The organism is Planktothrix tepida PCC 9214 (assembly GCF_900009145.1).
In the GTDB taxonomy this organism is placed as follows: Bacteria; Cyanobacteriota; Cyanobacteriia; order Cyanobacteriales; family Microcoleaceae; genus Planktothrix; species Planktothrix tepida.
The window spans coordinates 1,421,806-1,436,711 of record NZ_LN889782.1; the positions used below are offsets into that span (position 1 = coordinate 1,421,806).

Here is a 14,906-nt window from a genome sequence, read left to right on the forward strand (position 1 = left end):
GATGACTGATGACTGATAACTGATAACTGTATTAGGCTCCCCGCACGTCTCTATACTGATAATTGAAACAGTTGACAAGCATTATGGGTGGTTTGTTGACAGAGGGTTTCTAGGGGAATGTTCCGCAGTTGAGCAACCGTTTCTGCAACATGACGCACAAAGGCAGGTTCGTTGCGTTTTCCGCGTTTAGGAACAGGGGCTAGAAAAGGACAATCCGTTTCGACTAAAATCCGATTAGATGGAACTTGACGAGCGGAGTCTTGAATGGCAATTGCTTTTTTAAACGTCACGGTTCCACTAAAGCTGATATACAACCCTAACGCCAAAAACTGCTCTTGTTCTTCCGGGGTTCCTCCCCAACAGTGCATCACTCCAGAAACTGTCCCCCGTTGTTCCCAAAATTTTTGTAAGAGATGAATCATGGTTGCGGCTGCATCCCGACAGTGAATGATCACAGGTTTATTCAATCGATAGGCAATTTCTAGCTGTTCGGTGAACACCTGGATTTGTTGCTCTCGGTTATCGGCTTTATAAAAATCAAGCCCCATTTCGCCAATGGCAACGACTCTATCATCGGATTGGGCGAGTTGGGTAATGGTTTCCGCCGAGGTAGAATTCCAGAGTTGGCTATCCAACGGATGCAACCCAACAGCAAAGCTGAGTTCGGGGACTTGATTAGCAATATCCTGTATCTCCTGAAATTCTCCAGGGTGAACACAAGAATGCACTAAACGAACGACTCCCGCTTCTTGCCATCTTTGTCGAATTGCCTCTAAGTCGGATGCCAATTCTTTAAAATTAATATGAACGTGGGTATCAATCAGTTGCATAGTCTGTATAGTCACAGTAATCAGTTATTAGTTATCAGTAATCAGTAATCCGTTGTGTTCCGCTTTCTTGCGGGTTCACAATTGACAACTGTTGACGCTTCACTGTTGACTCTTCACGATTGACTGTTGACTCTTCACTGTTTACTGATAACTGTTTACTGATAACTGATGGGTTAGGCAGCAACGGTTTGGTGACGCTTTAAGGCTCTTGCCAAGCGAGATTTTTTGCGTGCACCATTGTTAGGATGCAGAACCCCTTTTTTGACAGCTTTGTCAATTTTACTAAAGGCAGCCGACATTTGTTGATTGACGGCGGCGAGATTATCGGTTGTAGGGTCAGCCCCGTATTTATCAACTGAGGTCAGACATTTTTTCATTAAGGTTTTAACGGCTGACTTGTACGATTTGTTACGCAACCGATTGCGCTCTGCAATTTCGACTCGTTTGACAGCAGATTTAATATTGGCCATAGGTTCTGGTTGAAGAAGACGCAGGTATTCCGATTAGAGATACTAAGTTACAGACCTACTACTATAACATTTATTTTGTCAAATTCAACCCCACTTCCTATGGACTCACAGGAAGCCAAAAAATTCTCGACTCTGGCATTCTAGCAAAAAAAATGGGTTTCAAGCCCCATCCTAGAAGGACAGCTTTTTATGCTATACTCAATGGGGTATGTATCCCCTGAGTATTGGCAAGGAAGCAAGGGGGATAAGTTCTGAAACTGTGGTCAGTTTGGCCCAGCCCTTAGAAAGTGAATCCTTGTTGTCTGTTTCCTATCTCGGCCCTAGTTTCTTAAGGTTGGCACTCCGAATCACCATGCTGCGAATTATTACTCAGTGGGTTGAAGCACAAGCTGAATTGCGACGGATCTCTGACCGTACCCATGATGACACGATGATCCATAAAGAGGCAACGGTGCGGGAGGTGCTGCAAACAGTTCGGCGTCAAGGAGATAAAGCACTTCTCCACTACACGGAAGAATTTGATCAACAGACCTTAACATTAGACGAATTGCGGGTGAGTGGTTCAGAGTTAGACGCAGCTTACCAACAAGTGTCTAAAGAATTACTCGATGCGATCCAGTTAGCCCGCAAACAAATTGAAGCCTTTCACCGCCAACGGATTCCCAAGTCTTGGGTTCAGTTTGAAGATGACGAGGTGGTTCTCGGAAAACGATATACTCCCGTTGATCGGGCTGGACTTTATGTACCGGGGGGTAAAGCTTCGTACCCCAGTACCGTGTTGATGAATGCGGTTCCGGCTCAAGTGGCCAAGGTTCCTCGGATTGTCATGGTGACACCCCCAGGGCCAGAGCATAAAATGAATCCGGCGGTTTTAGTCGCGGCTCAGGAAGCTGGGGTTCATGAAATTTATCGGGTTGGGGGGGCACAGGCTGTTGCCGCTTTGGCCTATGGTACGGAAACCATCCCGAAGGTGGATGTGATTACCGGCCCTGGCAATATTTATGTGACGTTGGCCAAAAAATTAGTTTATGGAACCGTGGGCATTGATTCCCTGGCGGGGCCATCGGAAGTTTTAGTGATTGCGGATAGTGTGGCGAACCCGATTCATGTGGCGGCGGATTTATTAGCCCAAGCCGAACACGATACCTTAGCGGCTGCAATTTTATTAACAACGGATTCAGCTTTAGCCCGACAAGTAGTGGCTGAAGTGGAACGACAGTTAGTGAACCATCCCCGACGCACCTTAACCGAAAAAGCGATTGCCCATTATGGTTTAGTGGTCGTCGTCGAATCCTTAGAGGCGGCGGCTCAATTGTCCAATGAGTTTGCCCCCGAACACTTGGAATTAGAAGTGGCTGAACCTTGGGATTTACTCGAAAGTATTCGCCATGCCGGGGCTATCTTTTTAGGGTGTTCAACACCGGAAGCTGTTGGGGATTATTTAGCTGGCCCTAACCATACTTTACCGACATCCGGCGCTGCCCGTTATGCCTCAGCGTTAGGGGTGGAAACCTTTATGAAACATTCGAGTTTAATTCAGTATTCTCCAACGGCTTTACAGAAGGTGGCTGGGGCTATTCAAGTTTTGACCACCGCCGAAGGTTTACCGTCTCATGGGGACTCGGTACGGCTGAGAACGGAACCTTAGAATCAGCAACTTTCTCTCAACATTCATGGGGATGTGTAACGTCTTGCCTTTAGAATAGGAGTTTGAGTCCTGCTAGATTTCAAATTCCAGATTTTTCAATTGTTTTAGAGGAGACGTTGCTGTGCTGAATACGATTTTGGTTGCTGTGGATGATTCACCGACTGCGAAGTTTGTGATTGAGGCACTAAGCCAACTACAATTGCAACCCACAACAAACGTGATCTTCTCTCATGTTGTGCCAACGGTGGCATCGGATTTTGATCTGGTGGCTGATAGACCTCATCTGGGTAGTGATGAGTTTCCTTATCGTCATATTGAAAAGCAACTTCGAGGTTATCAGGATCAGTTAGATTGTGAAAGTGAAATTGAAATTGTGGCGGGTGACCCAGCAGAGGAAATTATTCGGTTAGCGAATATTTATCAAGCGGATTTGATTATCATTGGTAGTCGGGGACTAACGGGGGTCAAACGAATTTTACAAGGGTCGGTGAGTTCTCAGGTGGTTTCGGAAGCCAATTGTTCGGTTTGGGTGGTTAAGGAAGTTGAGGATTAGTTGAACGTTGCGATCGGTACATATCTCCCCCCGTATTAAGGAACGTTGGGGGGATCATCTGTCGCGTTGATAATTGTATTTCTGATTAGGAACGAGATTGACTGGCTTGCAATTGTTGTAACATTTCCTCAGAACTTTGGGCAGGTTTGTTACATTTTAATCCCTGACAAACTAACCCGATAATATCATTAGGAAGGGTATGATCTGCTTTAAAAATAGTAGCGGGGAAATATTGAACACTCAATGCTGAAATTTGTTCGAGAGAAGTTCTAACTAAAGTATTATTCCGATACCAATCTAATGCTGTAAATAAACTGGGACAGGCTTGGGGGGATTTTTGCATCACGGAACTAAAGGCAGTTAACCCTGGTTCAGCTAAATCTAAAAGTTCCAGATTTTCTGTTAATAGAAACAGACGGACTAAATTAGAAATTGCTACCCCATTGGCGGCTGGAGTGGCATTATCAATATAGCTGCGTTCGCGAATTAATAAATCTTCTCCCATGTCTTTAGCGGTATTAAAATATCCTCCCAATTCCACACTCCAGAGTAAATTATTAAATTCTTCTTGAACTTTTTTTGCCTGTTCTAACCAATAATCTGACTGTACAAAATCAGTTGTTACCGTTAAACTCGCTTGATATAAATCAATCAACGCTTTAATGAATAACGCATAATCTTCAGATTGAGCAACAACGTCCGGTTGTCCTTCATAATTCACACGATGTAAGCGTCCGTCTATCCACTGGTTTTTAAGAATAAATTGAGTGGCTTTTGTAGCTAATTCTAAATATTCAACGTCTCCCAAAACTCTCGCGGCTGTGGCTAAACCAGAAATCATTAAACTATTCCACGCTACGATCATTTTAGTATCTGTAACGGGGGGAATTCTTCCTAACCAATGATGGGTTTTTGCTTCTTGATTATTTCGAGCAGGAGCAAAGGTTTTTACTGTTTCTGGTAATTCTCCATAGCGAACTTTAAAAAGTTTGGCTAAAGCAGATTCAATAATATTACTTAACTCATCTGAATTTGTTCTTTGTAAAACATTTTTTCCTTCAAAATTTCCGGCTTTTGTAATAGTAAATTGTTCTTGCAAGACGGCATATTCTTCGGGAGTCAAAAATTGTTCTAGTTCGCTATTATGCCAAACATAAAAGGCTCCTTCTTCTGGTTCTGATTCGTTAGAAGAGGTAAAATTATCGGCATCTTGAGACGCATAAAAATACCCTTCTGGAGCCGTCATTTCCCGTTTTAACCAAGCTACAGTTCCTTGAATTGACCGTTTAAAAGCCGGTTTTTGAATTCCCGCACTCCATAAATTCGCTAAATATTCAACAATTTGTCCATTATCATAAAGCATTTTTTCAAAGTGGGGAACTGTCCAAGTCGGGTCAACGGTATAGCGATGAAATCCTCCGGCTACATGATCATAAATTCCCCCTAATGCTAAGTCTAAACCCCGTTGGGTACAAGCTTGTTTGGCATCATATTGATCCTCAATATTAAACCGAATTCTTCGCAATGCCATGTCAGCATAAGGAATCATGGGAAACCTTGGCCCCCCATATTCATTACGGCTAACAACCCCGGTATTAGCTTCTAATCCTTTTTGTAATAAATCTTCCGTTAATTCAGAAATCGGTAAGAGTGTAGCTTGTTGCAAATGCGTCATGATTTCATCTTTAAACGCTTGCAATTTAGTTTTTTCTAAGTCATAAAATCGACGAATTGCTTGTAAAACTTCTAAAAATCCAGGTCTACCATAACGAGGTTCTAAAGGAAAATAAGTTCCACCATAAAAGGGAATTCGTTCATCAGGGGTTAGGAAAATATTTAACGGCCATCCTCCTTGACCCGTCATCATTTGTAAAGCTTGCATATAAATACTATCAATTTCGGGTCGTTCTTCTCGATCTACTTTAATGGGGAGGAAATTTTGATTCATATATTGGGCAATTCCTGGGTCAGAAAATGCCTCTCCTTCCATCACGGTGCACCAATGACAACTCGAATAACCAATAGATAGAAAAATCGGTTTATTGGCTAACCGTGCTGTTTCTAAAGCCTCGTCACACCAAGGCCACCAATCAATTGGATTTTCTGCGTGTTTCCGAAGATAGAGGCTTTTGGATTCAGAAAGGCGATTAACCATGAGAAATACCTAAAAATTTATTAAGATTCAATCAATTTCTTTAGTTTAACATTTTGATTTGCTGATTGGTGGGTATTAATTGAGGTTGAGTTAGGTATTAGGAATTTATGGTTTAATATTAAGTCTGGGTAGAGACGCGCCAAAAGCCTTACGGCATGGCTCCGCCAAGGCACGTCTCTACGGAGATTATTTATTATATTTAGGGTTTTAAAATTATGGTTTCTCGCCGACAGTTTAATCAACTCGCTGCTTATTTTTCTCTAGGCTCATTAATTCCTCCATCTATTTCTAAACTTTTTAATTTTAACACAACAGAAGCCGAAATTCAACAGGAATTAAAGACATTATTATCAATTTTAGATCCAGAAATTGAACTTTTAGTCCCCACCTATTTAGGAAATGATCAACGGCGTTTTTATGGTCAAGGTGTGCCGGAAAATATTAAACAAATTCATAAATTTCCCTTGGGAACAGGGGTTACTTATGTCGGACGAACTCGTAAAGTTTGGAGTGGGGCAGGATGGACAGGACAACCCACAATTACAAGAGATCGAGGAAAAACCTATTTAATTATAGGGGCTTTTGACCATTATTTAAGAAAAATAGAATTAGAGACACAGCAGGAAATTTGGAGGTATAAATTTGATGATGTGATTAAAGGAACATCCAGTATTTATATTGATGAAACTGCAACGGATGAGAATCGTATTGTTGTTTTACAAGGCAGCCGTAGTAGTTTATCTAAAGGCGGATTAGCCACCAGTTTTCGGGCAATTTCCTTTAGGACTGGGAAAGAACTCTGGAAATTAGATTTACGTCCCACCCCAAGTTATAGTCGAGATAACGATAGTTCTCCTTTATATTTAGGAGATGGTGTCATTTTTAATGCTGGGGAAAATGCGATTGGTTATTTTCTCAATAGTTCGGTTAAAACGGCGGAAAAAAAATCAGGATTTTTACAACCTCAAATTTTATCGGAAGTAAAACTCTATGGAGATGGAGACAGTAGCCGACATGGTGGAAATTTAGTCAGTGAATCTTCTCCCTCGCGGTTAGGAAATCGAATTTTTATGGCATCGGGTTCTGGACATATTTATGGAATTGATTTAAAAACACGAAAAATTATTTGGGATTTTTATACAGGTTCCGATATTGATGGTTCGGCGGTTATTTCTCAAGATGGAAAGTTATTTTGTGCTATTGAAAAACAATATATTCCGGGAAATGGAGGGGTTTTGAAACTAAATCCTAACCGAGAACCGAAAGATAGTGTGGACTGGTTTTTACCGACTAAAAATCAAAGTTTTAATACCTGGAATGGCGGTGTTATTGGTTCTGTGGCGTTGAATGATGAATACAATCCCGATGGATTTCCGGCTATTTTTGCCACCAATGCCATTGATGGATATTTATATATTGGCTCTCAAACCATTACGACTGGAAAAACCGTGAATGGGCCGTTAGGAACCGGACAATATAAAACTCCTATCATTTTAGCACAAAAGAAAATAGGAGCTTCAATTTCAACACCTATTTTTACCGATGGTTATAAATTAATTACGGCTGGATATGATGGAGTTTATTTATTTAATTTATATTGGGAAGAAGCGAGAGCCAATCAAAGCAATGTAATTCCTAACCAACGGGGGGAATATTATCGCTTAAGAGTCGAACAAACGGGACGATTTAAACCGGGGGTTTCTTTCGAGTCAACTCCTGTAGTTTGGCAGGGTCAGGTTATGATTTGTGGACGGGATGGGGGATTATATACTTTGGGTTAAATGACTAAACGTAGTTTCGCCTTAATGATCTAGTTTTGGGTGTGAACCTCTGCAAAATTTTCTAAGTCTAGTTACTATAAAAGTAGGTGAGTAGATTCATTCCAAGAGGTCATTCTGAGTCAAGGCGTTGGAGTCCTCGATAAACGAAACTCAGACCCCTTCAGAATCACTTCTAAATAGACCTTGATGTCTACAACTTCTAATAAGGAGATTAGGATAATTGCTATGACAAACTCAGATACTCAAATCACCCGTACTTATTTACAGGAAGATATACAAGAAATTCTCTATATTGCCATTTGTCGCAAACAAGATAATGAGGAAATGACCCGTCAAGATTTGTTAGAAATTGCTAAAGATTTAGGAATTTCTTACCAGGATTTAGAACTGGCTGAACAGCAATGGCAGTTACAGAAACAAGAAGCCGATGAAAAGTTAGTCTTTAATGCCTATCGTCGAAATCGACTGAAACAAAATTTAATTCAGTTTGCCATTGTTAATGGTTTCTTGATTTTAATTAATCTGGTGATTGCTCATAGTATTGGATTTGCAGCGTTTGTCTTTCTATTTTGGGGATTATTTTTAACCCTCAGAGCCTGGAAAACTTATCAAACGGAAGGAGAGGATTATGAAACGGCTTTCAAAGCATGGCGATTGAAAAAAACCGTTGGGAAATCTATTAATGCTTTTGCTGATAAAGTTTTAAAAGGATTGCAGTCTTAACGGATAAAATAGAAGAACTCGCCAAGAAACTGATGTAGAGATCAGTAAATTTACCTCTTTACATCCGTTTCTCCCTTTCAGGCTTAAGTATTTCTAACAATTAAAATATATTGCATAAGTTAAACAAATGTAAACTTGAACTGAGTGCAAATAAATGTTGCAAACTGACACACTTTCTAATTTTTCCCCTAAAATAATAAGTATAGAAGACTGACTGATTCTTATGAGGTGAGGCAGTATGAACATCTTAAAATCTGTTAAAGAAATGATGACCTATCTGACGGAAGCCGCAGGACGGATGTTTGTCGTCAGTGATGATATGTACCCCGCAGTCGGTACCCAACCCTTTGAAGGAACTCCCAACAAAGATCCGCGTTGGAAACACTAAAGATAACAACACAATTGAATGTGTGATTACCCCTTGTTTTTTCTCCCGCTTTCAAGATCACTTTAAATCCCTCGTAATGCTTTACGGGGGATTAATCTTTTTAGAGGATTTGATTGAGAAAAAAAGCTAAGGACGCACTTCCAAATGGAACAGTAAGATTATCAATCCCATATTTTGAAAAGCTTTCTAACGTCGTTGCTACAAGGGCTACAACTATTGAAATTATCCAAGTTGGTTGATCATTGCCCTGAATAACTAATAAAATGGTAAGGGAAATAATAAAACTAACGAATAGCATGGTTAGGGAACCTTCCCAACTTTTGGAACTTCCTAAAAAACAATATTGATGTTTACCCCATTGTTGACCAATCACGGCGGCTAAACCATCCCCCCAAGCCATGATTAAAATCCCTAAAGCAGCATATTGAGGTTGTTGAATTGTCCAAAACCAACCGATTAAAACCCCAATACTAATGGCATAGAAAAACGTTCCTAAACTGTTGCGTCCCACACTATTAATACTGGGAAGAATTGGAGTTTGATAGGAAATAATAGCAATGATCCCTGAAATTACACTGGCTGCAATTCCCACCCATGCGGGAATATTTAACCACCAAGCTAATAATATCACATTTCCAGTTCCGATATGCACAATTTTTCGGGAGACTTCAGCATTTACTGAAAAAACGCGGTTGAGTCCTTCTGCTATTACTAAGATTAAACCTAACCAAACCGCAACTAACGTGATTTGGAATCCTAAAGAAGGAATTTCAGTTAAACTCGGCATGGAATTAATCGGGTGTAAATTAACCTAAACTATTAGTATACGCTGATTGTTGTATTTTCAGAATTCCTCTAACCTTTATTCTTTTTAAGTATGTAAAGATAAATAAACAAGATCGCATTTTTTAACCTCTAATCAATTTTATGGTTTGAATACGGGTTAATAGTAAAAATGCGATCGCTTCTAAGAGAAGGGATGGTTTAGCAAGATTGTTTAAGTTTATAAACATTAGCAGAAAATTTATTTATCAAATAAGTTTATGATATAATATCCCTCTTCTGTCACTCTCCGAAATCAACAAGTAATAAAAAGTAGAGTTATCCATTGGGAAAATAAGATTGAAATTGATNGTCGTTATGGCTATGATATTGCGATCGCACTTATAAATGTTTATAATATGACAAATGCGTAAGTTCAGAACAAAATCTGGTTTAGTTTAGAAAAAATGGCGAAATGCGTGTTATCAGCCGAAAAATCCTGCGAGATTTCTGTGAAAGCCATGCGGATTCCTGTGATGCACTTTATGACTGGTACAGAGTGTCAAGTAAAGCTGAATGGCAGAACCTAATTGATGTTCAGCAGACTTATCCAAAAGCTGAAGCAGTTGGAAGTTTTACAGTATTTAATATTAAGGGAAATCGATATCGGCTGATAGTTGATTTGGTTTACGATTCTCAAAGGATCTACATCAAATATGTTTTGACTCACGCTGAGTATGATAAGGATGAGTGGAAAAATGATCCGTACTTTTGATGCAAAATCTTATACAGATTTACTTGTTCGATATCAACCAAAACCGATCGCAACTGAAGCAGAAAACGATGCAGCGATCGCTCTGGCTTGCGAACTAGAACACAGCCCCGATAGAACGCCGGAAGAAGATATATTTCTGGAGCTTTTGATAACGTTAATTGAAAAATTTGAATCTGAAAATTATTCCATTCCCCCAGAAAATTCTGCCTCAATGTTGCGACACTTAATGGATGCGAGAAATTTAGATAAATCTGACTTAATTCCAGTTTTGGGAACCGAAAAAAAGGTTGAGGAAATTATGGGTAATCGCCGGGTGTTTGAAATAGATGAAGCCAGAAAAATTGCCGACTTTTTCCAAGTCGATATTAGTTTATTTCTCGAATCGCGATCGCAGTCTATCTAACAGCAAAAGTGATCGCCTGTCCGATTTAGAAAGGAGATCGCTCTTTTTTACCACAGATAAATATAGAGGGAAGAAGGGCGATCACTCTTTTTTTTGCAAAGGCGATCGCATTTTTTAACCTCTAATCAATTTTATTGTTTGAATACGGGTTAATAGTAAAAATGCGATCGCTTTTAAGAAGGGCGGGTTTAGTAATATTATTACTGAGAATTGAATATTATTTCAGAACCCGCCCCTACGCTCTTATGGATATTTAAGTTAAATTTATACACTCACAAAAACATCGACAGTTAAGTTATCAGGAATAATGCCAGCTACAATTCCTAAATAATTATCACCCACTTTCAAGGCAGTAGCCATAATGGGTTCTGCACTATTCAAACTTAAGCTAATGGGTTCAAAAGACATCTCCGAAATAGAAAAAAGGAGGGGTAACAAGATGATAAAATTAAATTTTACCCCGGATTAGAGATGAGTAAATTAAGAGAGTATCTGGACAAGAACCCCCAGCAAGCAAAAAGGCTATTAGGGATGGAATATGAACAGCTAATAGAACTCATTCAAGCTGCGGAGTTATTAGAAGAAGAAAAACGACAGGAACAAGAAAAAACTAAAATCAGGTTGATTAAAGCAGGTGGGGGTCGTCGGCAGAAATTATCTGTGGAGGAACAAATCTTACTGACTCTAATTTATCTGCATCAAATGCCCACATTTCAAATGTTAGGGTTACAGTTTGAAGTGAGTGAATCAACAGCGAATGATATTTTCCATAACTGGATAAAAATCTTGAGAGAATTACTACCAGCAAGTTTACTTGAGCAAGTAAAAAAAACGAGAGTGATTGGGAGTGGGTAGAAAAAATTCTGCTGGAATTTGAGTTAGTAGTAGATAGCTATGAACAGCCCAGGGAAAGACCAACAGACAATGAAGAGCAGAAAAAATATTATTTAGNTTTTACGCTCAGTTATGGATTATGGGCAACAAGTATTTGGATTACCAGTAGTTTGGTTTTCAAGATTCCACTCAGTTTTAGTTTGATTTTTACAATTGTAGGGCTGAGTTACGCCCCCCAAATGTTAGGGTTTTTAATTGGTTTACCTTATTTAGGAATTGCCATTGGGGTATTGCTTTCAATTTGGAGTTTACTCGCTCAATTTGTAGGATTAGAAACCATTGCCATTTTTGATGATTGGTCAGCTTTTATTTGTACTTTAATCGGGTGGGTTGTCTTACAAATTCTGCAACGAACCATTGGTCGTCCGATTTTAGCATTTAGCCGCTGGTTATCAAATTGGGCGGCGGGTACTTCATTAATTACAGACCCAAAACAATTAGAACAAATGCTCATGGATGGCAGTGATCCGCAACTGGTTACTGTTGGTAAAGAACTTTGGTTAGAAGCAGAACAGCAAGAAGAAACACCCCAACGAAAACCCTCATCTTGGATTAAATTTATTGCTATAGCTGCCTTAGCTTTATTATTAGTTTTAATCTTGACCCCCACTGATAAAAATCCTTTTTACATCTGGTTTGGATTATTAAATGATTCTTTCCGATTAGGTTTAAAATTAATTCAATATAGTTTAATCGCCCTGTTAATTTCTATTATTTTAACGCCCCTAGAATCCTTAAGCTGGTGGGCAGGATGGTATGGATCTCAACCGTTACAAAATCCTGGGCAATTAGTAGAAGAAGCTTGCCCAGATACTCCCATCAATCATTATGTTGTGTATTTAGATGGCATCAATCAAGGTTCCTATCAATATTTACCCGAAGTTGAACGCTTTTTAGATGATTTAGCAACAGCAACTCCTGATAATATTGCCATTGTTAAAGGGATTATGCCCTATTCTGTCACCAATAAGCCCTTAACTAAAAATCGACCCTTCGCCTTTTTGTGGCGCATTGTAGATTCAATGGCGGTTAACAATCCTGCTAATCCCATTGGGTTTATTATTAATGCTCGAAATGTTGTTGCAGTGGCTGTTTCAGCCGATCCTCGTTATGGCCCGATTCAAAATCAAGGTTTAGCACAGGTTTTGTATAATAGTTTACTCAATTATGGTTATCCCCTCGGTAGTTCGATTCCGGTGACGTTAATTGGCTATAGCGGTGGGGGTCAGATGTCGATGGGGGCTGCAACCTTCCTCAAACGCACCCTTAATGCTCCGATTACGGTGATTTCTATTGCAGGGGTCATCAGTGGAAATACGGGGGCAATGGTGACAGAACATCTCTATCATCTTGTTGGTGAAAAAGATAGTGTTGAAAAAGTGGGTGCAATTATTTTCCCTGGACGCTGGCCAATTGCGTTATTATCTAATTGGAATTGTGCCAAACGCCGAGGAAAAATTAGTTTTATTTCTTTAGGGCCCGTCGGACACAATATGATGGGTGGCCCGATGGGAGATGAGAAGCTCCCGAATGGTAAAACATTTCTCGAACAAACCGTTGATATTGTCACCGGAATTTTATTAGAAAATTGGGAACTGACCGGGTTACCACCGGAGACGTTTAAAAAACCCAGTAACTATGAACGCTACAAACAAGCTCCTTTTAATCAAATTAATTATTATCCGATTCAACAAACCCTTAATTCTCAATATTATCAACCCGTAGGAACGTGGATAGGTCGCTTAATTTTACCCGAAGAATCAGAACGTCAGCGCGTCAAAGGCGTGTTGTTTGAAATTTATCATGCGGATGATAAAAATCAACATCGAATCGGGCAAATTGTCAATTTGAGATGGGATTTTGACAACCCTGCTGTTAAATTAAGAGTGCAATTAGTTACCCAAGATTTAAACTTTATTGATCAGGTCAGAGTAAGTGAATCCCAGGGAAATATTCACCCGGAACGGATTAATGGTTGGTCAAAAGTTGACCCCTTAGAATCCATCGCAGGAGCTAGACCCCAGGATGATGTGATTGTTTTGTTAAAAGAGCCTGTGCTTTTAAAAGATACCGGAGCAGAACCTCCAAGTCTCTATATTCAGCATGATCCTGTAGAAATTACAGGTCGATTTTATGGATTAGTTACGTTTGTTAAAAATTTAGGAAAAGACATCTTTTTAGTTCGTCATTATCAACCCCAATCTCAAGGATTTGACGGCTCTGAAGAAAAAGTCTATTTGCCTTCTGTGATAGCTAATCGAGATGAGATTTTGTCTTCGGTTAATCAAGATTTAGAACACTCTCCGATTAATCCTTCAGGATGGTATATTTTTGGGCAAAAAAATATTGATGGTCAATTTGTTGTCCAAGCACTCGCCCCTCGTCGATTATTTTCCCTCAATCCAGATGTTGTGATTTCTGGACAACAACAAACCCTAGATTATATTAATCATGAATACTGGAAAAATAAAGTTACCCCCAAAGGGGAAATTAAGACGATTTTACTCAATCCTAATCAGGAGAATTCGATTTATTCTGTCCATCCTGAATCCCTTTGGCAAGAAGGTGATCGCGCTTTATTAATGCACGTTTATGGAGGCATTGGAGGGCCGAATGGAGATCATACTCCCTTTGGGATTTACTTCGGACATTTTGCCTATGGCATAGCTACGGTTGTGCGCGATCGCATCACCCAAGAGTTACGCTTTAATATTGAGTATCGCCAAATTTATACCCATAATTGTGATGGGATTATTTCAGCAAATTTAGACTGGACACGGTACGCAGGAGATCGTCAATTTGGATGGTTAGGATGTCGTCCTTTTACCGATATTCTGATTAAATTTCCTCCCCTAACTCAAGATTATGATTTTGATGGGTTCAAATTTTCTCCCTTGGATGTGGTGATTAATGAACTTGATATTATGACGGCTCGATATCGCATTGGAGATGGTACCGGAACCACCTTTGTCAGTGCGATTAATTCCTGTTCTCAAGATTCCAGTCAAGCCTTGTACTTATCTCTCAGACGAATGCTGGCTCAATTTGAATTAAATCCCTTATTAATGAAATGGTTGCGAGAAAATCCTGACCATGAACAAACCGAACGATTCTTCCAATTAAATACCTTAGTGAGAAGTTTAGAAAAGATCTTAACGCCGATGGGAAAAGTCAGGAAAGATTGGCAATACAGTGCCCCAACTTTAGGTCGTTTTCCAGAAGAAACCCCTTTAAAAACCTTATCTCGATTAGCGGATAGTTGGCGATCTTTATTACCTCGATTAATTAACGATCAAATCGCCATGATCTTTCTACAATTAGGAGCTTATGTCTGGATTCTCCGCACGAATCAAGTCGGCGGTAACGATTCCTCCATTGAACCCCTAATTCCTACAGATTTTTGGTTTGGCGTTCCTAAACTGGAACACTTTAAATATGATTCATGATCCCCAAATTTCCTGAAATTGGCCCAACTCTGAACCCAATTTAAGATTTATTGCAAAAATGAACGTCTAATAACGGTA

At 39.7% G+C, this 14,906-nt stretch carries 15 protein-coding genes; 10 read left to right on the top strand and 5 right to left on the bottom strand.

All coding sequences use genetic code 11. The features are described from left to right. Positions 1 to 50: 50 nt before the first annotated feature. Positions 51 to 830: a TatD family hydrolase gene (locus PL9214_RS09185; RefSeq protein ID WP_072718442.1), complete on the bottom strand. Its 780-nt coding sequence runs from the start codon at positions 828 to 830 to the stop codon at positions 51 to 53. A gap of 173 nt (positions 831 to 1,003) precedes the next feature. Beyond that, positions 1,004 to 1,300, bottom strand: a complete 297-nt coding sequence (gene rpsT / locus PL9214_RS09190) for a 30S ribosomal protein S20 (RefSeq protein ID WP_072718443.1) — start codon at positions 1,298 to 1,300, stop codon at positions 1,004 to 1,006. Between the two features lie 352 nt (positions 1,301 to 1,652). On the opposite strand from rpsT, the gene hisD reads away from it, so the two are divergent. Together hisD and PL9214_RS09200 are read left to right on the top strand one after the other, a co-directional pair. Further along, positions 1,653 to 2,948: a histidinol dehydrogenase gene (gene hisD / locus PL9214_RS09195; RefSeq protein WP_072718732.1), complete on the top strand. Its 1,296-nt coding sequence runs from the start codon at positions 1,653 to 1,655 to the stop codon at positions 2,946 to 2,948. Between the two features lie 121 nt (positions 2,949 to 3,069). Next, the gene (locus PL9214_RS09200) at positions 3,070 to 3,501 is read left to right on the top strand and encodes a universal stress protein (protein WP_072718444.1); all 432 of its coding nucleotides are present in this window, start codon (positions 3,070 to 3,072) and stop codon (positions 3,499 to 3,501) included. A gap of 85 nt (positions 3,502 to 3,586) precedes the next feature. Here the strand turns inward: PL9214_RS09200 and PL9214_RS09205 are convergent, their stop codons facing one another. Beyond that, positions 3,587 to 5,656, bottom strand: coding sequence for a thioredoxin domain-containing protein (locus tag PL9214_RS09205; RefSeq protein WP_072718445.1), 2,070 nt, complete (start codon positions 5,654 to 5,656; stop codon positions 3,587 to 3,589). Positions 5,657 to 5,871: 215 nt separating this feature from the next. Between PL9214_RS09205 and PL9214_RS09210 the strand changes: the two genes are divergently transcribed. The 3 genes from PL9214_RS09210 to PL9214_RS31175 all read left to right on the top strand — a co-directional run bounded on the left by PL9214_RS09210 (position 5,872) and on the right by PL9214_RS31175 (position 8,548). Beyond that, positions 5,872 to 7,437: a PQQ-binding-like beta-propeller repeat protein gene (locus PL9214_RS09210; protein ID WP_072718446.1), complete on the top strand. Its 1,566-nt coding sequence runs from the start codon at positions 5,872 to 5,874 to the stop codon at positions 7,435 to 7,437. Positions 7,438 to 7,662: 225 nt separating this feature from the next. Further along, positions 7,663 to 8,160 carry a 2TM domain-containing protein gene (locus PL9214_RS09215; RefSeq protein WP_072718447.1) on the top strand — a complete coding sequence of 166 codons (498 nt, stop codon included), beginning with the start codon at positions 7,663 to 7,665 and terminating at the stop codon, positions 8,158 to 8,160. Positions 8,161 to 8,398: 238 nt separating this feature from the next. Beyond that, positions 8,399 to 8,548 (top strand): hypothetical protein, encoded by a 150-nt coding sequence (locus PL9214_RS31175; protein ID WP_186440316.1) that lies wholly within the window; start codon positions 8,399 to 8,401, stop codon positions 8,546 to 8,548. Positions 8,549 to 8,648: 100 nt separating this feature from the next. On the opposite strand, the gene PL9214_RS09220 is transcribed toward PL9214_RS31175, so the two are convergent. Continuing rightward, positions 8,649 to 9,335 (bottom strand): diacylglycerol/polyprenol kinase family protein, encoded by a 687-nt coding sequence (locus PL9214_RS09220; protein WP_072718448.1) that lies wholly within the window; start codon positions 9,333 to 9,335, stop codon positions 8,649 to 8,651. 442 nt (positions 9,336 to 9,777) lie between these two features. On the opposite strand from PL9214_RS09220, the gene PL9214_RS32680 reads away from it, so the two are divergent. The 3 genes from PL9214_RS32680 to PL9214_RS09230 are packed head-to-tail and all read left to right on the top strand — an operon-like array spanning position 9,778 to position 10,488. After that, positions 9,778 to 9,900: a hypothetical protein gene (locus PL9214_RS32680; protein WP_281250319.1), complete on the top strand. Its 123-nt coding sequence runs from the start codon at positions 9,778 to 9,780 to the stop codon at positions 9,898 to 9,900. Then, complete coding sequence (locus tag PL9214_RS09225) at positions 9,870 to 10,085, top strand: type II toxin-antitoxin system HigB family toxin (protein ID WP_245824223.1); 216 nt, start codon at positions 9,870 to 9,872, stop codon at positions 10,083 to 10,085. The genes PL9214_RS32680 and PL9214_RS09225 overlap by 31 nt, the downstream gene beginning before the upstream one ends. After that, entirely contained in the window at positions 10,069 to 10,488 is a 420-nt protein-coding gene (locus PL9214_RS09230; protein WP_072718733.1) for a helix-turn-helix domain-containing protein, read from the top strand. Before PL9214_RS09225 ends, PL9214_RS09230 begins: the two co-directional genes overlap by 17 nt. Positions 10,489 to 10,752: 264 nt before the next feature. On the opposite strand, the gene PL9214_RS31180 is transcribed toward PL9214_RS09230, so the two are convergent. Next, on the bottom strand, positions 10,753 to 10,896 hold the full coding sequence (locus tag PL9214_RS31180; RefSeq protein ID WP_186440317.1) for a hypothetical protein: 144 nt from the start codon (positions 10,894 to 10,896) through the stop codon (positions 10,753 to 10,755). Between the two features lie 63 nt (positions 10,897 to 10,959). Here PL9214_RS31180 and PL9214_RS09235 point away from each other — a divergent pair, with 63 nt between their 5' ends. Next, positions 10,960 to 11,343: a helix-turn-helix domain-containing protein gene (locus PL9214_RS09235; protein ID WP_072718450.1), complete on the top strand. Its 384-nt coding sequence runs from the start codon at positions 10,960 to 10,962 to the stop codon at positions 11,341 to 11,343. Between the two features lie 218 nt (positions 11,344 to 11,561). After that, positions 11,562 to 14,828 carry a peptidase gene (locus tag PL9214_RS09240; protein ID WP_186440318.1) on the top strand — a complete coding sequence of 1,089 codons (3,267 nt, stop codon included), beginning with the start codon at positions 11,562 to 11,564 and terminating at the stop codon, positions 14,826 to 14,828. The last annotated feature ends 78 nt before the right edge of the window (positions 14,829 to 14,906 follow it).